Source organism: Pseudomonas sp. S4_EA_1b (genome assembly GCF_016307435.1).
Classification (GTDB): Bacteria; Pseudomonadota; Gammaproteobacteria; order Pseudomonadales; family Pseudomonadaceae; genus Aquipseudomonas; species Aquipseudomonas rhodesiae.
The window spans coordinates 1-16,611 of sequence record NZ_JAEILC010000024.1 but is presented as its reverse complement, the minus strand read 5'-3'; the positions used below and the strand labels follow the sequence as shown (position 1 = coordinate 16,611).

At 54.0% G+C, this 16,611-nt stretch carries 16 protein-coding genes and 2 pseudogenes; 13 read left to right on the top strand and 5 right to left on the bottom strand.

Going from position 1 to position 16,611, the window contains the following annotated elements; translation table 11 throughout:
- Positions 1 to 21 precede the first annotated feature (21 nt).
- From YA0848_RS08555 to YA0848_RS08545, 3 genes are read right to left on the bottom strand one after another with little or no spacing between them, the layout of a single operon-like run.
- Positions 22 to 390 carry a hypothetical protein gene (locus YA0848_RS08555; protein ID WP_198731236.1) on the bottom strand — a complete coding sequence of 123 codons (369 nt, stop codon included), beginning with the start codon at positions 388 to 390 and terminating at the stop codon, positions 22 to 24.
- Positions 387 to 800 carry a hypothetical protein gene (locus YA0848_RS08550; protein WP_198731235.1) on the bottom strand — a complete coding sequence of 138 codons (414 nt, stop codon included), beginning with the start codon at positions 798 to 800 and terminating at the stop codon, positions 387 to 389. Before YA0848_RS08550 ends, YA0848_RS08555 begins: the two co-directional genes overlap by 4 nt.
- Positions 801 to 3,329, bottom strand: a complete 2,529-nt coding sequence (locus YA0848_RS08545; protein ID WP_198731234.1) for a type IA DNA topoisomerase — start codon at positions 3,327 to 3,329, stop codon at positions 801 to 803.
- 138 nt (positions 3,330 to 3,467) lie between these two features.
- Here YA0848_RS08545 and YA0848_RS08540 point away from each other — a divergent pair, with 138 nt between their 5' ends.
- From YA0848_RS08540 to YA0848_RS08510, 7 genes are read left to right on the top strand one after another with little or no spacing between them, the layout of a single operon-like run.
- Positions 3,468 to 3,884, top strand: coding sequence for a lytic transglycosylase domain-containing protein (locus YA0848_RS08540; RefSeq protein WP_014003990.1), 417 nt, complete (start codon positions 3,468 to 3,470; stop codon positions 3,882 to 3,884).
- Positions 3,885 to 3,892: 8 nt separating this feature from the next.
- Positions 3,893 to 5,026, top strand: coding sequence for a secretion/conjugation apparatus DotM-related subunit (locus YA0848_RS08535; protein WP_198731233.1), 1,134 nt, complete (start codon positions 3,893 to 3,895; stop codon positions 5,024 to 5,026).
- Positions 5,023 to 6,012, top strand: a complete 990-nt coding sequence (locus tag YA0848_RS08530; RefSeq protein WP_198731232.1) for a DsbC family protein — start codon at positions 5,023 to 5,025, stop codon at positions 6,010 to 6,012. Before YA0848_RS08535 ends, YA0848_RS08530 begins: the two co-directional genes overlap by 4 nt.
- 9 nt (positions 6,013 to 6,021) lie before the next feature.
- The gene (gene dnaG, locus YA0848_RS08525; RefSeq protein WP_014003987.1) at positions 6,022 to 7,305 is read left to right on the top strand and encodes a DNA primase; all 1,284 of its coding nucleotides are present in this window, start codon (positions 6,022 to 6,024) and stop codon (positions 7,303 to 7,305) included.
- A gap of 10 nt (positions 7,306 to 7,315) precedes the next feature.
- Positions 7,316 to 9,556, top strand: coding sequence for a hypothetical protein (locus YA0848_RS08520; RefSeq protein WP_198731231.1), 2,241 nt, complete (start codon positions 7,316 to 7,318; stop codon positions 9,554 to 9,556).
- Between the two features lie 9 nt (positions 9,557 to 9,565).
- The gene (locus YA0848_RS08515) at positions 9,566 to 10,939 is read left to right on the top strand and encodes a hypothetical protein (RefSeq protein ID WP_198731230.1); all 1,374 of its coding nucleotides are present in this window, start codon (positions 9,566 to 9,568) and stop codon (positions 10,937 to 10,939) included.
- A gap of 48 nt (positions 10,940 to 10,987) precedes the next feature.
- The gene (locus tag YA0848_RS08510) at positions 10,988 to 11,167 is read left to right on the top strand and encodes a zinc ribbon domain-containing protein (protein ID WP_198731229.1); all 180 of its coding nucleotides are present in this window, start codon (positions 10,988 to 10,990) and stop codon (positions 11,165 to 11,167) included.
- Positions 11,168 to 11,195: 28 nt separating this feature from the next.
- Here YA0848_RS08510 and YA0848_RS08505 read toward each other — a convergent pair whose 3' ends face one another.
- Complete coding sequence (locus YA0848_RS08505; protein ID WP_198731228.1) at positions 11,196 to 11,711, bottom strand: ATP dependent DNA ligase; 516 nt, start codon at positions 11,709 to 11,711, stop codon at positions 11,196 to 11,198.
- A 103-nt stretch (positions 11,712 to 11,814) separates the two neighbouring features.
- Here YA0848_RS08505 and tnpB point away from each other — a divergent pair, with 103 nt between their 5' ends.
- From tnpB to YA0848_RS36625, 3 genes and pseudogenes are all read left to right on the top strand, one after another.
- Positions 11,815 to 12,174 (top strand): IS66 family insertion sequence element accessory protein TnpB, encoded by a 360-nt coding sequence (gene tnpB / locus YA0848_RS08500; protein ID WP_225441864.1) that lies wholly within the window; start codon positions 11,815 to 11,817, stop codon positions 12,172 to 12,174.
- A gap of 130 nt (positions 12,175 to 12,304) precedes the next feature.
- Positions 12,305 to 12,508, top strand: a pseudogene (locus YA0848_RS36630) (TniB family NTP-binding protein); the annotation flags it as partial.
- Positions 12,466 to 12,810 (top strand): annotated as a pseudogene (locus YA0848_RS36625) (TniQ family protein); the annotation flags it as partial. The pseudogenes YA0848_RS36630 and YA0848_RS36625, both read left to right, overlap by 43 nt.
- Positions 12,811 to 12,828: 18 nt before the next feature.
- Here the strand turns inward: YA0848_RS36625 and YA0848_RS35955 are convergent.
- On the bottom strand, positions 12,829 to 14,019 hold the full coding sequence (locus tag YA0848_RS35955) for a hypothetical protein (RefSeq protein ID WP_232925077.1): 1,191 nt from the start codon (positions 14,017 to 14,019) through the stop codon (positions 12,829 to 12,831).
- 450 nt (positions 14,020 to 14,469) lie between these two features.
- Between YA0848_RS35955 and YA0848_RS08490 the strand changes: the two genes are divergently transcribed.
- The 3 genes from YA0848_RS08490 to YA0848_RS08480 are packed head-to-tail and all read left to right on the top strand — an operon-like array spanning position 14,470 to position 16,607.
- Positions 14,470 to 15,585, top strand: a complete 1,116-nt coding sequence (locus tag YA0848_RS08490) for an alcohol dehydrogenase catalytic domain-containing protein (protein WP_198731226.1) — start codon at positions 14,470 to 14,472, stop codon at positions 15,583 to 15,585.
- Between the two features lie 52 nt (positions 15,586 to 15,637).
- Positions 15,638 to 16,177 carry a cupin domain-containing protein gene (locus YA0848_RS35950; protein ID WP_232925076.1) on the top strand — a complete coding sequence of 180 codons (540 nt, stop codon included), beginning with the start codon at positions 15,638 to 15,640 and terminating at the stop codon, positions 16,175 to 16,177.
- A 28-nt stretch (positions 16,178 to 16,205) separates the two neighbouring features.
- Positions 16,206 to 16,607, top strand: coding sequence for a transporter (locus YA0848_RS08480; RefSeq protein WP_232925075.1), 402 nt, complete (start codon positions 16,206 to 16,208; stop codon positions 16,605 to 16,607).
- Positions 16,608 to 16,611: the final 4 nt, after the last annotated feature.

The following is a 16,611-nucleotide window of genomic DNA, read 5'->3' as shown; positions in this document are numbered from 1 at the left end:
TCTCGTTAAACATTTGATTCCCTACCGTTTGACGTCGAGCGCCAGGAATGGCCCTTTGAAGCCAACCTGCTCGTCTACTGAACTGAACGCTGCTATCCCTTTGGCTCGTTCTTTGAGCCACCGATCAAACAGCTTGCGAGCTTGCTTGTCATCGATGCGAACCAATTTTCCGTCCTCAGCAAAGAACACTGGCATGCGGAACGTATTGCTGTCGTCTACCGAAATGGCCATCTCATACCATTGATTCTGACCCTCGGTGACTTTAATAAATTGGGTGTGCATCCCCTGGATAACTTCCCTGTGTTCGCCAGGCTCTTTTGATGCCTCTGACTCCTGGTTGCAGCCAGCCAATAGGATCATCAGCAGGATCGGCAATGTGCGGCGAATCATGAACGATCTCCTTCAGCCCACCCTGGCGGGTAGGCTGGATAAGTGATTGAAGCCTCGAGGATTGACGATGTCTCGGGAGCCAAGGCCCATGCGTAATAGCCAGTGCCCTCAAAATAGAGCACGGGTTGTCCCCCGAGCTGGCCTATGACGCTGGCCTCGGCGGCATAGGATTTGGGCAAGTCGCCCAAACTCAACGTTGGCAGGTTGAGTGATGCGTGCAGCACCTCCTCGTGTTTGTAGAGGCTTCGCGCGGCGGCATCCCCCCAAGCGCTATTGTCCCGGGCGATGGTTCTGAACCTCATCCACTCCAGCGCAGGTAGCGCTCGCATGTGCTGCAGCACCAGATCCTGGAAACCCTTTTCGTGGGCCAGCAGCTGCCGGTCATGTTCGTTCAGGAAATCGGTGATCATTCAGCCCACCTTTTTCCCGAAGTCGAATTCGACTTTCCAGCTATCCCGGTTGAGTTTGAGGTAGGCGGTGAATGGGCGCTTTTCACGGTTGAGAAATCCAGAGAGCTTCTCCGTAATCCCGCTCTTGAACAGCGCATCCGCTTCCGAAGCACTCAACGGCCGACTGGCGATCACTGCACCGACTTTGAATTGGCACGCTTTGCATTCAAAGTGACCTGGTACCGCTGCAATCTCACCTGAGCAGCGTGGGCACTCAAGCTTGTTGGACGACATCGCCGGCGCAGCTGGAGCTGGACGATCCGGGGTGCTGGGTGCTGAGTCGAACACGAACGTCGTTTTTCCTGTGCCGGTGTCCAGCCTCAGCTTCGCGGAAAACTTGGACTGCTTTTGACGACTCACGAAGCCCTTGATGACAGGTGTTTCACCCTTCACCAACAACAGTTCGATCTGGCTTGGAGTGAGAGTCTTTCCTGATACCTCGTGCCAAAGTACGAACTCGCAGCTGGAACATACGGTACGCTTGCCCCGGTTTTGCAATGCGCTCTTGCAGTTAGGACAGGGAACGCCTTCGCCGGCTGCGGGTGGGAGGGGCGTGATAGAGGCGTCCTTGGCAGTGGCAACAACGTCACGAACGAATTCCTCGGCGTAGCGCATGAAGTCGCTCAGGCTCATCGCTCCATCTGCGACTTGATCCAGCGAACGCTTGAAGGCACCGGCTTGTGCGGGGTCTTTAACGCGCATGGGCAGAGCGTCAATCAAGCTCCTGGCTTCAGGGCTGGTCATGAGCTTTTTGCCCTTCCCCCCCGCCGGCACAAACAGGCTACGCCGCTTCATGTCGGCGATGATGCCTGCACGGGTGGCAGTAGTACCTATCCCCTCACCCTCTTTGAGCCGCTTTTTCAACTCAACATCGTCCACGTACCGATGCAGATTTTTCATTGCATCGAGGAGCATGTTGTCGTCGAAGCGCGGTGGCGCAGTAGTTACCTTGCCTGTTGAAGTCACTTCCAACCACTGCAACAGATCGCCGATCTGCACATCAGGGAGTTCACCCTCGGGCCCTTCATCTTCGGCGGGCGCACCATCCAGCGGTGGGGGCTCCTTGTAAACAGCTTTCCAACCTTGCTCGGTTGGGCAGACACCACTTGCAGCGAACACCTCACCAACCTGAACGCGAATGCGCAACACCATCGACCGATACCGGTAATCGGCTGCAAACTGGGCAAGATACGCCCGCACCACCATGTCGTACACGTTCCGCTCAGGCTCAGACCAGTCAGCCACATTGACTGGATTTTCCGGGGTTGAAGGGATGATGCCGTGATGCGGGGTGGGTTCACCCGTGGGAGTACGCATTTTCGCATCATTGAAGGCTGCTGATTTGCGGTGTGGGTCCAGCTCACGAGCAATGGCCTGCAGATCTGGTCGCAGCTGTATGATTCCGGCGATCACGCCGGGCGCCTCGGCATGATGGGCTTCAGAAAGGAAGCGCACATCGGTACGAGGGTATGTCATGACCTTGTAGGTGTCGTAGAGCTTTTGCGCGGCCTCCATCACCTCGTCACCGGTGTAGCCGAAGCGGCTGAAACCTTCCATTTGAAGTTCATTCATGGACAAGGGAAGTGGGGGCTTTTTCTTCTTGTCGGTGACCGAGTGCTCGATGACTGAGGCGTCCCCGGGGACGCCATCCTGCAGGCGTGCAAGAAGTCGTTTAGCGACGCCTTCGTCGACCAGACGACCGGACTCGTCCAGGCCAGCCTGGTCATCCTGTGGCACCCAGCGGCCGCGGATCGAAATCCCCGCTTCGGCCGTGAAAACGGCAGTAATGTCTTGATAAGGGACAGGTTTGAAAGACTCGATTGCTCGATCCCGCTCGCGGACGACGTAAAGCAAAGGGCTCTGCACGCTACCAACGGGCAGCAATCCTTGGTGGCCCATGTCGCGCCCTCGAAGGGTCATCGCCCGCGTACCGTTCATGCCCAAAAGCCAGTCATAACGGCTCCGAGCAAGCCCCCACAACCGCCATCCTCTGAACAGCGGATCAGAGTTGTCACGCATATTGGCGAGTGCTTCGCGGACCTTGCTGGGGTTGTAGTCGTTGATCAAAACCCGTTTAACAGGCTTGCGGCAGCGATAGTACTCAAGCGCCTCATCGACAAGGCTTTGTCCCTCGCTGTCTGGATCGCCAAGGTGGTACACAACGTCACACCAGGCCAAAAGCTCTTTCATCTTGCTGAGCCGGGGCCGTTTGCGAGGATCGGGCAGAATTTTCCATTGTTGTTCTGGCGGGATAATTGGCAGATCTTCCATCCGCCAAATTTTCCGACCCTTGCCGGTAGTAGGCAGATCGTCCGGCAAATAGTCATCAGGTGTCGCCTGTTGAAAGGCATGTCCATCCAGCCACACGCACCAGTCGTTACCGTGTTTCGTCCAGCCTGCCCCACGGTCAGAAGTGTGTCCATTGAGCACAGGGAATACACCCTGGGATAGCTGGGATTCTTTCTCAGCGATCCAAAGAATTTTTTCCATCAACCCTCCTTACCCTTGAGTCTGGAGCCGTCTGGAGCAACCCAGCGACTGGTGTGGTTTGCCTTGCCTTGATTCCGTAGAATAGCTACCATACGGAAAAGCATAAACCATCACGGGTTATTACGGAAGGATTGCCTAATGGTTCCAATTCCCGCTCCACCGCCTGATGTCGCCCAAGACCTGGTACCTGCCTGCATGGTGCAGGCTGCTCGGGATTACAGCCTGCCATTGCGTGGCCTAATCGCTGTATGGCTTACCGAAAGCGGCAGCGGTGAACCATTAAAGAGCGCGAACAAGAACGGGACGATCGATCACGGCCCCTTCCAGATCAACACGGTCTGGGCAAACCGACTGCAAAGCGAGTTCGGCGTCCCGCCCGAACTCATCACCAGCGATTTCTGCTGGGCGGCAAGGGCCGGCGCTTACATCCTGCGATACGAAATTAATCAGGCCGGTGGGAGTTTTTGGGATGGTGTTGGGCACTACCACTCAAGAACTCCAAAATTCAAATATCCCTATATACAGCGCGTATATAACAACTCATTGAGATTCTAGGAGGGAATATGGCGCGCCAAAGCCAGGTTGAGTCTGATGGTATGGGAGTCGTGTGGTTACTAATAATCGCACTTCCTGTTGTGTTTGGCTGGATGTGCTGGTCTCGCTGGCACGGCACTATCAGCTACTGGGGATTGAAATGGGCTTGGCACCAGCTTGGTGTCTTTGACTGGCCATTTATGCCCGATCAAATCCGCCTGTGGCGATACGAAGCGGCTCAGCTTGCGATGAATCCCTCGCAAGTAAAATTTGCCGATCTGTTGCGTCTACTCAATATTTCTGGGTATTTTTTCATTTTTATCCCCATCTTATTAGCACTACGTGGATTTCGTGCGGCGCATCGGCATGCGGCTAACAAAACCCGCCGAGTTATCACAGTAGAAACGCTGCCATGGGTGATGTCTAACCATTCGCCCGCAATCATCCCGTCATTGTATTACGGCGATCCGCACACGCTGCTCTTGAATGAAGATCCTGAGGAACATCGAAGCGCTATTCATCCCGAAGAATGGGCTCTGCAGCATGGTCTCATCGTCAATCGACGGCTCGACCGGGAGCGCTGCCGGGAGCTGCTGGAGAAAGACTTGGGTAGCCGGATCAAAAGCCTCAATGAGCTTAGCGCTACCGAGCGAGCCCTGTTTGCTGTGTTTGGCGCCAGGCTGTTATCGGATGGGCGCGATATGAAGAAGGCCCAGGAACTGCTGGACGCTCTGAATCGTTCATGCCACCACAACACCTTTGAGGGAAAAAAAGGCTATCCAGATTTGAACTTAGCTGAGGATGCATTCAAGAAGTATGCAGCCCACCCAGAAGCTCAAACCTGGCTTGATAAACACCCCTACCCTAGAACAATGCTTTATGCAATGCACCAGCAAGCAAGTAACTTGGGAAAACTGCCATCGTCTCAATTTCGTTGGTTGAAAGGGATGGACCGTTCTTTGTTCTACGCATTGAACCTAGGAAAGCGTAAAGCTCCGCTTATGGAAGCGGGGGCAGTTTACACGCAGACCCACTGGGAAAGTTATGCCGATGACACTGGTTATAGATTAACCGAGCCATTTATCGAAGATGCAATCGACGGGGTTGAAAAATATCTGGCCAAGCTAGGTCTCGTCGACCTGAATACTGGAGATAGCCAATGAAAAACCGAGACAAGATTCGTCAATACGACAACACCCTTCACATTCACTTCGGCTCGACTGGTGAAGAACGGAGTGTATCGTTGTTGCCCTTGGAGCGCGGGCTGTCTCTGAAGCGTGAGGGTAAGCAGATCCTCGTGACCAGCGCATTTGGAGGGAAGCTGGAGCAGGTCGTTCTCGAATCCTTTGGCACCGAACAACTAGCTATTGACGCCTTTGAAGCACTCCAGAGCGCTATCGTTTCGCATGGGGTGCGCCGGCGCTGGACCTCCCGGGCCAAAGGGTTCGTAAAGTGGGGAGTTATCCCCGCTTTCGCAATCATTTTTGCACTCGGCTTGAACATGTTCGCGGCAAAACTGACCGGTCTGCAGGCGCCTACCGAGGCGCAGTATGGTTCGGGCAGCGGTCTCCAGGCACCACAGCCCCCTACCCCGGCCTTTGCTCCACAAAACCCACAGACCTTTCAACAGCCTGGTCCAGACCTCTCTAACATCCCCGGCCTTCCCAAGCCAACAGACCCTAAAGTTGTCCGCGAGGCGATCAAGGCCGGGGTGGCTACTGGCAAGTATTCAGTGAAGCTATCCGAAGGGGCCAAAGGGACTGTCTACGTCTTCTCTGATCCTTCTTGCCCTCACTGCCAGAAATTCGAACCTGAGCTCGAGCAGCTCGCCGCGGATCATACCGTTGAAATTTTCCCTGTATCGGTGATCGGTGGTGAAGGCTCTGCCAAGCCTATCGCACAGATGCTTTGCGCTCCGATCGAGCAGCGCGCCTCGATGTGGAAAGCCATTGCCAAGGGGCGGCCGATTGATGGGCCTGTATGCGAGGAAGGCCTCACCCATGTTCGGGCCAATGACCAAGTATTCAGAAAGCTGCAGTTCCTGGGCACCCCAACGGTAATCAACCAGCAGGGAGCGCAGACGCCGCTCACCCTTCCGAACCAAGCGGCAGCTATTGCTCAGTGGCTGGAACAGACTCAGGCTCAGTAGGGATCGCTCATGGGGAAGTACGTTAGATACAGTGACGAGTTTCTCGACCGAGTCCGCCAAGCTGCGGATTTGGTTGGGTTGATATCGCGTGACATTACTCTGAAGAAATCGGGCAAAAATTTTAGCGCTTGCTGCCCCTTCCATAAGGAAAAAACGCCGTCGTTTAGTGTTTCCCCAGAGCGTAATTTCTACCGCTGCTATGGGTGTGGCGCGAAGGGTGACGCTATCACATGGATGATGGACCATCACCACCTGCCCTTCCCTGATGCCGTTGCAGCGGTTGCCGAGTTTTCCGGTATCCAACTCCCTGAGCCCAGCCAGGATACTGCTGCTGATCAAGCGCGGAATGCAGAGTTGGCAGCTATGTACCGCGCCCTCAAGGATGCCCAAACCCTCTATGTGGGAGGCATTCAGAGGAACGCAAAGTCATATGGCTACCTGACTCAACAGCGCGGTTTGAGCTCTGACACGATCGGTAAGTACGGTTTGGGCACCGTAGGTACTGGTATTGCTGACCTCTTGCTGAAGCGCCACGACAAACAGATCCTGATTGATTGTGGCCTGGTCTGTGAAGCCGAGGATGGCCGGTTATTTGACAGATTTAGAAGCCGGATAATGATCCCGATTCACGACCAGGGCGGTGCCCTTGTTGGCTTTGCAGGCCGATCTGTTGTTGAGAGCCCTGACAGAACGCCAAAATACATTAACTCGCCAGAGACGAAACTTTTTCATAAAGGCGAGGAACTGTATGCCTTCAACGTCGCCCGTCAATTCATCCGTGCAGACAGACATGCAGTGGTGGTCGAGGGATTTTTCGATGTGTTGAGCCTCCATCAGGCTGGTGATTCGCGGGCAGTTGCTCCTATGGGCACGTCCCTTACCAATGTGCAAATGCGTAGGCTCTTTCAAAATGCAGATACCGTTACATTCGCCTTCGATGGCGATAAAGCTGGACGAAAAGCGGCTTTAAGATCCTCTGCTGTTGTTTTGGAAGAAATGTGCGATGGAAAAAATGCACAATTCTTGTTCCTTCCTGAGGGTAGCGACCCAGACAGTATCCTGCGAGAAAACGGCCTCGAATATTGGATAGAAATGCTGAACCAAGCGCAACCGCTCAGCCGTTTCCTTACCGATTTTGTAAAGCACCGTCTGGATACCGAGATCCCCGAATCCCAGGTTAAAGCTGCGGAGCGCGGTCGGGCTGTCATAGCCCGTATTCGCGATGCGGCTCTGTTCAAAAAAGCGCTTAGCTTGCAATTTGAGCGCGCTATCGGCATTTCCTTGAGCGCGTAGGAGACGATTAATGGCTATCGATTCTCAACACGAGATTCAAGCTGGACGCTTGTCCAGGGACACCCGGTCAGCATGGACCCGATTCATGGTCTCGCTTCATCGGCCAAATAACTTCAAGCTGGCGATGCTCGCGCTTATCGGATTGATGATTTACCAACCTGCCGCCTGGCCAGTGTGGGTGCTGGTCATGTGCATGATGGTAATGTCATTCAACGATCAGCGTTTTAGAATGCCATTACGGATGCCAAAAGACATCGGCGGTAAAGATCGAACGGATTATTACGAAGAGCTGGTCGAACAAAAAACGTTGTGGGGCTTATTTAAAAGCTCACGGACTTTTCGAAAGCTCCTTGCAGCTGGTGGCATCATGTACCTGGGGTATTTGCGTACGCCAAACGCCGAGGGCATTGCTAGGAGTGAAGACGAAGGTCGAGAACTTTGGCTCAACAACTCTGACTGTCGTACACATATGTGGATTCCTGGAACTACAGGCAGTGGAAAAAGTGAAACTCTCATGGCGTTGTTCTTCAACGCACTTTGCTGGGGATCGGGAGCTTGCTACGCAGACGGCAAAGCAGACTCCAACCTAGCATTTTGTCTGTGGTCGCTCGCCAGGCGTCTAGGCCGTGAAGATGATTTCTTGATTCTCAACTATTTGACCGGAGGTATGGACCCATTCGATAGCATGGTGGCGCGCGAAAATGGGAAAGAGTGGACTTCGGACTTTAGAGCGCAGTCGAACTCGCTGAACCCCTTTGGTGACGGTGCTGCCGACTTTTTGCTTCAGCTCTTGGCGTCGCTGCTGCCAGCGGCCAGTGGCGATGGTGCTAAGTGGCAGGAAAAAGCGATCAACATGGTCGACGCAGTGATCAGGACGCTTTGCTACAAGCGCGCCAGGGGCGAGATTGAAATTTCCGTTGCTACCTTCCGCCATTATCTCGCGCTAAAGAATCTGGTCGAGCTATACAAAGAAGGCCAGCAGGGCTTGATTCCCGAGACAGCTTACCTGCCTATCAAAGCATATTTTGAGACCGGCCTTCCGGGTTTTAACCCGGACTTGGTGGATGATCCCTCTAAATGGGACGCTGAGGTATTTAACCAGCATGGCTATTTGACAGGTCAATTCTCTCGCATCTTCTCGATGATGATGGATACCTACTCGCACGTGTTCAGAGATAAGTATCCGGAGATCGACATGATGGATGTGTTGCTAAACGATAGGCTGCTTGTGGTGATGATCCCGAGCCTTGAGAAATCAGCCTCCGAAGCGGCATCGCTGGGCAAGCTCTACATCTCGTCCATTCGGTTGATGATGGCCCAAAATCTCGGCTACAAACTGGAGGGGACGAAAGAGCAGGTGCTCGACACAAAAGCGACCAATGCGCCCAACCCCTACCTCATCATCAGTGATGAACTGGCGTACTACTTTGCTGCAGGGATCGCTGTCATGTTCGCACAGGCTCGTAGTCTGGGCTTTATGATGGTTGCAGCAGTTCAAGACATGCAAGGTCTGAAACGTGGCGAGGCAGCTGACGAAGCTGCGTCGATGCTGGCCAATACCAAGGTTAAGTGGGTGCTCGCACTGGAAGACCCTGAGGACACTTACGACTTCATCCGCAAGGCTGGCGGTGAAGGGTATTACAGTGTCCTAGGCGGGTACGACGAAAGCTCCGGTACCATGCAATCCTCCTTCCGCGCTCAAGCGGGAGCCAATATTGAGAAACGTAACAAGATCGAGCTGCCTGATTTGAAAAAGCTCCAAGCCGGTGAAGGCATGGTCATCTTCAAAGATAGCGTTGTTCCGAGCTCCAGCTTCTACATCCCGGATGAGCACAAAAAAACTAGCAAACTGTCGGCCCGTATCAACCGTTTCCTTCAAATCGAGCGACCAGAATATTCAAGGCTACCGCACAGCGCCGAAAAGATCAGCACAACCGATCACCATTCCGTCGATTATGTTACTGCCCAGTTGCGCAGAGTTGAATCCGCCTACTATCCGAAGCTGGATGATCCTGTTCTCGATGAAATTGTGGCTACAGCAGTTCACATGGACAGTATTACCCGGTTTGAAGTGACCCCAGAACAACGCGGCATTGTGTTGTTCCATGCTGCCCGCAAAGCTGTACATGCCGCAGAGGCGAACGGTCTTTCCGGCTATTACCACCAGGTGCGTGATGAAGACGAATTCGAGGAGTTGCTGGGTGATGAAGGGGATGACCTAGAGATACCCGAAGAAGCCTTCGACGACTAAGGAGTTTTTATGTCTACAGCTATCAGATTGGGGAACGACTACTGGAAACTCAAAAAAGATAATGTTGAGTTACCTGTGGTTTGGTCAGAGGAAAGAGTTTCTAATCACCATGTTGGTGTGGCCGGGACTTCAGGTGCTGGTAAAACTCATTGGATACGCGAGTTTGTGACCAACATGAATGAAGAGGTCGAAATCGACATTTTCGACTATCACGGTGACATCGAGATCCCTGGCGCAGAGACCGTCATGTTTAGTGAGTCATCACGCTACGGGTTCAACCCGCTCATCCTAAACACTGATCCGCATTATGGCGGTGTTCGCCGTGCAGTGAATGACGTAATCGAGTCGATAAATTCGACCTCAAGAAAGCTCGGGGGTAATCAGGAAGGTGTGCTTCGGCATTTGCTAACAGATGCGTACACCGCCCGCGGCATACTGCCTGGTGATCCTCGAACCTGGGTACGGCGCGAAGCGACCGAAGAAGAAATTCGCCACATAATACAAACGAAGCAGTGGAATGAACTCCGTGGTATTTACCCAACGCTACCTGATGTGATCCGGCTTGCGAAGCGTAAGCTCCGTTCACTTTGGATGGGTGTGGACGACACTGGCGATGGAAAAAAAGCCTTGAGCTGTTTTGAGGAATATTGCCGGTGCATGTCGGCGGTGAACAAACGGCGTACTGAACTCGCAAAGGCAAATGCGCGAGGCGACGATTCCGAGATGGAGGCACAGCAGAAGCGGCTCAATTCGGCGAAAGACAAGGCAGCCGAGGCGCATATGACCTTCCTTAATAATATTGAAACTGGCCATGAGTTTGAGGATGTCATCAAGTATCACAGTAAAGATGTTGTATTGAGTGTGATCACTCGACTTGAGAATCTTCACGCTACTGGCGTTTTCAACCCCAACCCTCCTCCGTTTGGTAATGCAAGGGTACGTCGCTATAATTTAAAGCCTTTGGCTCAGTCAGAGGACGAACTAAAAATGTTCGTGCGCTTCCGCCTCCGCTCAATCATCCGGGAGATGATGCAAAGAGGTGAGTCTGGTGGAAAGCTGCGGCGCCTTGTTGTGTTGGATGAATCCAAGAAATTTAACGATGAGGACGTTAGCAATCCTATTAACATCATCGTCACTGAAATGCGTAAGTTTGGGTTGTCTATTCTTTTGGCTGGACAGTCCCCAGCACATTTTAGCTCTGACTTCATCAAGAACGCTGGCACCTTGCTGCTTCTGAACCTGGCCACTGCAGATTGGGATGAGGCTGCCCGCAAGCTCAAGATCGATGTGAAAGACCTAAAGTATTTACGCCCCCAGACCAGCGGTGCAGTCCGTATGCTGGAGAAGGGACAAATCGCGCAGTTCAAGCAAATTCATTTTTGAACTGCTTTCCCGGCTGAGCGCTACGCCTGACCATAGGAGACCGTGACCATGGAAAAGAACGCTCCGATAGTGCTGTACGTCTACCGATGCGAGGCTTGTGGGCATGCCGGCCAGTTGCAACTTCCGGAATCTGCGCCCGAGGTGACAACGGCCTGTGCGTCGTGCGGTTCCGAGGTCCAGGCCGAGTGGGATGGCGGTGTTGAGCTGGCTTCCAACGAACACGAATAACGGAAAACCCTCTGAAGAAGTTGTCCGCTCAGACCAGCTCGTTGTCGCTTTCCAGGCTGATGGCGTCGGCCGGTTTGTCGTCGCGTAACCCGACGAACACGGCGTGCCGAACCTTTCCGGTCGGGGTAATCTCCGCGAACTTCACTTCACACACCTGCTGCGGGGCTAGCCATACAACCCCTGCGCGCTCCAAACGCGGCGGGTCGATCAGAGGGGGGCGATCCTGGGCAAGCGGCGCGAGTGCTACCAGCAAAGCCTGCAGGGTACGCTCGCTGAACCCGGAACCAACCCTTCCTGCGTAGACCAGCTGGCCTTCGTCGTTATGCAGGCCAAGCAGTAGCGAGCCAATGCCGCCTGCAGCCCGGGTGTAGCCGGCTATGACGAACTCTTGCCGACAGCCACACTTGAGCTTTACCCAGACACCGTCCCGCGCGCTGCTGTATCGGCTACCGTCTCGCTTCCCGACGATGCCCTCCAGGTTCATCCTGCAGGCATTGGCAAGCAATTGCATCGGGTCAGCATCCAAGGTTGCGGAGAACCGCACTCGCTCCATCGGACAATGGTAAGCGCTCCATGAACCACACATTCAAAGCGGTTAGCTGATCCCCGATGCTGTGCTCCCGATTTATTTCTGGAGCCCGCACGCCATGATGCGTCCCGACGCCAAAGTCGAAAAAGTCTACCTTTACCCCAAGCCAGTCGACTTCCGAAAGTCCATTGACGGTCTGGCCGCGCTGGTCGAACTGGACATCAAAGTGGCGGTGTTCGACCCCGTGCTCTTCGTGTTTCTCAACAAAACGCGCAACCGCGTGAAGATTCTGTACTGGGAGCGAAACGGCTTCTGTCTTTGGCTCAAGCGTCTCGACTCGGAGCGTTTCAAAACATCGCCTGACCCCACTGACGAGGCCATTATCCTGACCGTTCAGGAACTCAATTGGCTACTCGACGGCTTCGACCTCTGGCGCAACCGCCCCCATCAAGTTCTGACGCCTCGCTACGTCGCCTGATTCGGTATAATCCGCGGCATGATTTCCATGCCCGAGACCCTTCCTGACGATCCGGTTTTGCTCAAGCAGCTGCTTGAGCAAATGATCAATGAGCGCGCGTCTGATAAGGGCAAGATCGTTCATCTGGAGGAAGAAGGCCTCTGAACTCTACAAGCCGGAGCTGGCCCAGCTGATCCATTCCATTTCGGGTGGCAATACGGGAGACCTACACGGCTTGCTGCTCGAATGTGCCACGGAAGCCATTAACTCGGGGAAGGAATGCATCGATCGACAGCTCATTGAGAGTAAGTCGTGGAAACGTCCTACACGTGGCATCCGGGAGCGCGTTGTGTAAACCCGCGGTGGCCTCTTACTCCGCCCATTTTGCCCGATGAGCTGTTCTCTTCATGGTTAGTGAGAACAGCGCATGCTCATGGCTGCCTGCCCAGTGCGCTGACTGGTGCAGTTTGGCCAGGTAGCCGTGCATGGAGCGTCGACCTTGATCGAGCGCATCCTTGGGCTAATTTGGAAAGGTTGTCCGGTGTGTCCGGCCTAAGCTCACATCAGCTTTTAGCCAGTACGCTGTGGCCGGTTGTGCAACGATTGCATCCCAGGCGTGTACTCCAACGCTCAATGTACTTGCCTTGGATATTGCCGCTGGGTTGCCGGAGCCGATCACATGCAGGAGGGCTCTTGTGTTGCCCTGACTGCATAAGGAACGGTGTTCCCGGAAGAATGACTGCCAGCTTCAGATGGGTGGGGCCCGAGCCGGCCACGGTCGGTTTTGATGACGTCCTTCGTTTTCTTAATGGAACGTTTTGACCCGATGACTCCAAAGGGAGGCGGTTTAACGACAATGATTTCCGAATGGCTGTCAGGGACAGTGTGAGAATTTTCGTTGAGAAACTCATCGGCTTCAGCGGTTCGGACAGGCCTCGGTAGCACGAGCCGTCCTCCTTCCTTACCCTCGCTGCTATCAAACCTTTTGGTCTGCCATTCGATTTCCTCCCCATCCGGTTGGCTTGAGCGGCTCAGGTTGAGGCACAGAAATGAGTTGCCATCGTTCAGCCACCTGCCGCGGCACTCAAGCTGTCCTTTGCCTGTAAACCAAGGCGTTGCCTCCATGAAAATTTGGGCGGTAGGGTCTCTGGAGATGAACTGGGCATTTACGCGTCTGATTTGTTCATCTGCGTAGTCGTCGTACAGCAGATGTGCGAGGAACACTGCGTCATAGCCGCGCATTTTCGCAGAAGGTTTTACCAGCCAACGGTGCTCGTCGCGTCGAGTGTCATCAAAGAGCACTGACTTCACATCCGACCAGCGCAAGGTGGCTAGAGCGCGGCAAACCTCCATGTTTCTAGCATATGCGCGAATGAAGTACTCAGTACAAGGGATGAGCAGGCTCTTGCCGTCATCCTGCTTGAACCTAAGCAATCGTGTCAGATCATGCTGGTACTGAAGTGGGTACTCATGATGACTGAAAATGTGGGCATTGCCCTGTTTGATGAGCTCCGCTCTGGAGGTGACCGACCAGCCATCCTTACCGAAGTCGACATTGAAGACGTGAGTGATTGAGGCGAGGTTTGTGTCGGAAATGCATTTGCCATTGCGCCAGATGGTACCTTTCCGGTAATGCGGCAAGCTGCTCAAAGGGACGATGGCTGAGGTGCGAGGCCCTGGCTTATCGTTGAACAACTGCCTGAAGTGCACCTTGGCCAAAGGAATGGAGCGGGGTCTTGTGTTTTGTCGTATCGGGCCGTACCACCAAACGAGTTGGTCGCCCTGAAGCATTTTGACCTGGCTATCAGGATGCCTGAGGTCAGCGCGGATGTATGAGACGTCGACACGTTCAACCAGCTCAACCAAACCGTAACTCCAATAATGTTAGATAGCCATCGTTCGGAGTCTACTCATTAACGTCCTTGCTTGCGACGGGAAAACGGCGCCTGTTTAGTGACGCATGACCAGTCTATCGAGCTGGTCTACCGCAGAGGCTGAGGGCAAATGGTGCCGTTCCAGCGCTGCCGACTGTCGCATCAGTACTTGCATGCTAGCATCCTAACATGCATCATCGAAGCATAAATACAATCAAGCGGTGCCCATCATGGTCAGCATTGCGTGCGTACACCCTATCTCCAGGCTAGCCCTGACCGCTCTCTGCCGAGTGGCCGCTGGCTATTCTTCCCGTATCCATCCGCCTTTACCCCCACCCATCACTGAAAAAGAGCTCTGCATCGCGTAAGCGATTAGATCAGGTCTCCAGATCTGTGTGTCTGCGTCTTGGCCCTCGGCCTATTTGAAACAGGAAAATAAGAAATGAGCATGATGAAAGCTGCCCGACTGCACCAGGTTGGTCCGACGTTCCAGGTTGACTCGATCGATATCCCTCAGCTGCGTGCCCACGATGTGCTGGTGGAGGTGAAAGCGTGCAACCTTGTTCCTAACCTGCGCAACGTGATTGAAAGCTATCCAACCTGGTTCCCTTACCTACCGCTGCCCAAGCTTCCGGCGGTTTACGGCTTGGACGCCGCGGGCATCGTCAAAGAGGTCGGGCCTGGGGTTCATGGCATCAAGGTCGGTGACCGGGTTTACGTGAACCCTGGCCGGAGTTGTGGTTCTTGTCACGCGTGCTTGCGCGGGCAACACATCAACTGCACCGCCTATACCTTCCAGGGATACTTCGGCTTTGGGCCGGGTTCGCAAGAGATTTTCGAGGACTACCCATACGGTGGTCTGTGCCAGTACATGACGGCTCCTGCCTCTGGCCTGGTGAAACTGCCTGAGGCAATTTCCTTTGAGCAAGGCTGCAGGTTTGGCTACCTAGGCACTGCATATTCAGCATTGCGCAAAGCGGGCGTTTGCTCTGGTCAGTCCGTATTGATCAGTGGCGCGTCTGGAACGCTCGGACTGGGAGCTGTGCTGTTGGCGCTCGCAATGGGAGCGACCAAGATATTCGCAATGGCTCGTAACCATGAGTTGCTTGAGCGAGTTCGCGCGATTGCTCCGGACCGCATCTTCACCCTCTCAGTCGGTGAGCGTGATATTGGTGATTGGGTCCGAGCAAACACCGACGGCCTTGGCGCCGATGTATTCGTAGATGCGGTTGGGCCGGGTGCGCCACACGAACTGAGCGTTGAAGGCATCAATGCGCTACGCCGTGGTGGACGAATGGTCGACATCGGCGGCATGTCCGAGGATCTGCCAGTACCGATGTTCAAGCTCATGTGCTTCCAGATCAGCGTTATCGGCTCCCTGTGGTTCACGGTAGCTGAAGGGCAAGACATGGCTGAGATGGCTGCGGCAGGTACCCTAGACCTGTCAGTCTTCGACCAGGAAGTATTCCCACTAGAACGAGTGAACGAGGCCATGGATGCCATCGCATCTCGAAAAGGTGGTTTCACTAACTTCGTTATCGACCCTAGCCTGAGCTGAGCCGAAGCGCCGCTCGTTCGCGAGCGGCGCTTGCTTTCAGTGGAGCTTTATTATGAAAGTAAGACGCGTTGTAGCGGGCACCCAGAGTGGAAAATCTGTTTTTCTGAGTGACGGCTTGGCTCCTCATACCTATGAGTACAAGCATGTGCCGGGTTTTGCGACCTCGCTCATCTGGGAGACCGCCTCTCTTCCTGTAATTCCAACGGGCTTAGCTGATCCAGTGCGAGAGTCGTCTTCGCTACTGCCCAAGCCGGGAGAAACCAAATGCCTAGCGGTCAGCTTCCCGCCTGACTCGGTGTTTGGATCCCCTGACTTTGACCCCAATGACGCCAGCACGGAGCAGCAGCGCAAGCTCTTGGGCCTTTACGAGTGCTTTGATCGGGAACGCCCTGGCATGCATGCCTCGCCAACTATCGATTACGGAGTTGTTATCAAAGGACCACTTATCCTGGAGCTAGATGATGGTGAGATCCGAGAACTCTCCAGCGGAGATGTTGTAGTCCAGCAAGGAAATGTCCACGCCTGGCGAAACCCGGGCAGTGAGCCTGCACTTGTAACATTTGTGCTGATCGGTGCCAATACCCAGCAGTAATCGGTAGACATTACATAGGATAATAACAATGAAAAGTTATGTAGCTCGTGCCGGCTTAGTCGGTGCGATCGGATGCTCTTTGCTGGCATCTTTGGATGTTAAAGCCACCGAAAATGGTGATACCGTCTGGCCTCTCGGGGTGCAAACGGTACTGCCAGCGATCCTACCGGCTCCAGGCGATACATCCCTGTACAGCTATACCGCTTATTATAAAGCCGATAGTTTTAAGGATAAACATGGTGATTCGGCGGTTCCGGGATTTAATCTAGAAAACTTCATTCAAGCTGTGCGGGTAGTGCATACATGGGATGCCAAATTCGACAGTGGCATTACGCTTAGTAGTGGTGTGATTGCGTCCGCGAACAAGATAAAAGTAGAGGCTTTTGGGAACAGCGATACCGATTCTGGATTTAGGGATGGTCTGAAGTAGCCCC

Bases quoted from the DNA above. Each gene is read 5' to 3' on its own strand.
- YA0848_RS08550 (WP_198731235.1), bottom strand. From the start codon at position 800: ATGATCACCGATTTCCTGAACGAACATGACCGGCAGCTGCTGGCCCAC.
- YA0848_RS08510 (WP_198731229.1), top strand. From the start codon at position 10,988: ATGGAAAAGAACGCTCCGATAGTGCTGTACGTCTACCGATGCGAGGCT.
- YA0848_RS08545 (WP_198731234.1), bottom strand. From the start codon at position 3,329: ATGGAAAAAATTCTTTGGATCGCTGAGAAAGAATCCCAGCTATCCCAG.
- YA0848_RS08555 (WP_198731236.1), bottom strand. From the start codon at position 390: ATGATTCGCCGCACATTGCCGATCCTGCTGATGATCCTATTGGCTGGC.
- YA0848_RS08530 (WP_198731232.1), top strand. From the start codon at position 5,023: ATGAAAAACCGAGACAAGATTCGTCAATACGACAACACCCTTCACATT.
- YA0848_RS08520 (WP_198731231.1), top strand. From the start codon at position 7,316: ATGGCTATCGATTCTCAACACGAGATTCAAGCTGGACGCTTGTCCAGG.
- YA0848_RS08515 (WP_198731230.1), top strand. From the start codon at position 9,566: ATGTCTACAGCTATCAGATTGGGGAACGACTACTGGAAACTCAAAAAA.
- YA0848_RS35950 (WP_232925076.1), top strand. From the start codon at position 15,638: ATGAAAGTAAGACGCGTTGTAGCGGGCACCCAGAGTGGAAAATCTGTT.
- YA0848_RS08540 (WP_014003990.1), top strand. From the start codon at position 3,468: ATGGTTCCAATTCCCGCTCCACCGCCTGATGTCGCCCAAGACCTGGTA.
- YA0848_RS08490 (WP_198731226.1), top strand. From the start codon at position 14,470: ATGAGCATGATGAAAGCTGCCCGACTGCACCAGGTTGGTCCGACGTTC.
- YA0848_RS08535 (WP_198731233.1), top strand. From the start codon at position 3,893: ATGGCGCGCCAAAGCCAGGTTGAGTCTGATGGTATGGGAGTCGTGTGG.
- tnpB (WP_225441864.1), top strand. From the start codon at position 11,815: ATGATGCGTCCCGACGCCAAAGTCGAAAAAGTCTACCTTTACCCCAAG.
- YA0848_RS08480 (WP_232925075.1), top strand. From the start codon at position 16,206: ATGAAAAGTTATGTAGCTCGTGCCGGCTTAGTCGGTGCGATCGGATGC.
- dnaG (WP_014003987.1), top strand. From the start codon at position 6,022: ATGGGGAAGTACGTTAGATACAGTGACGAGTTTCTCGACCGAGTCCGC.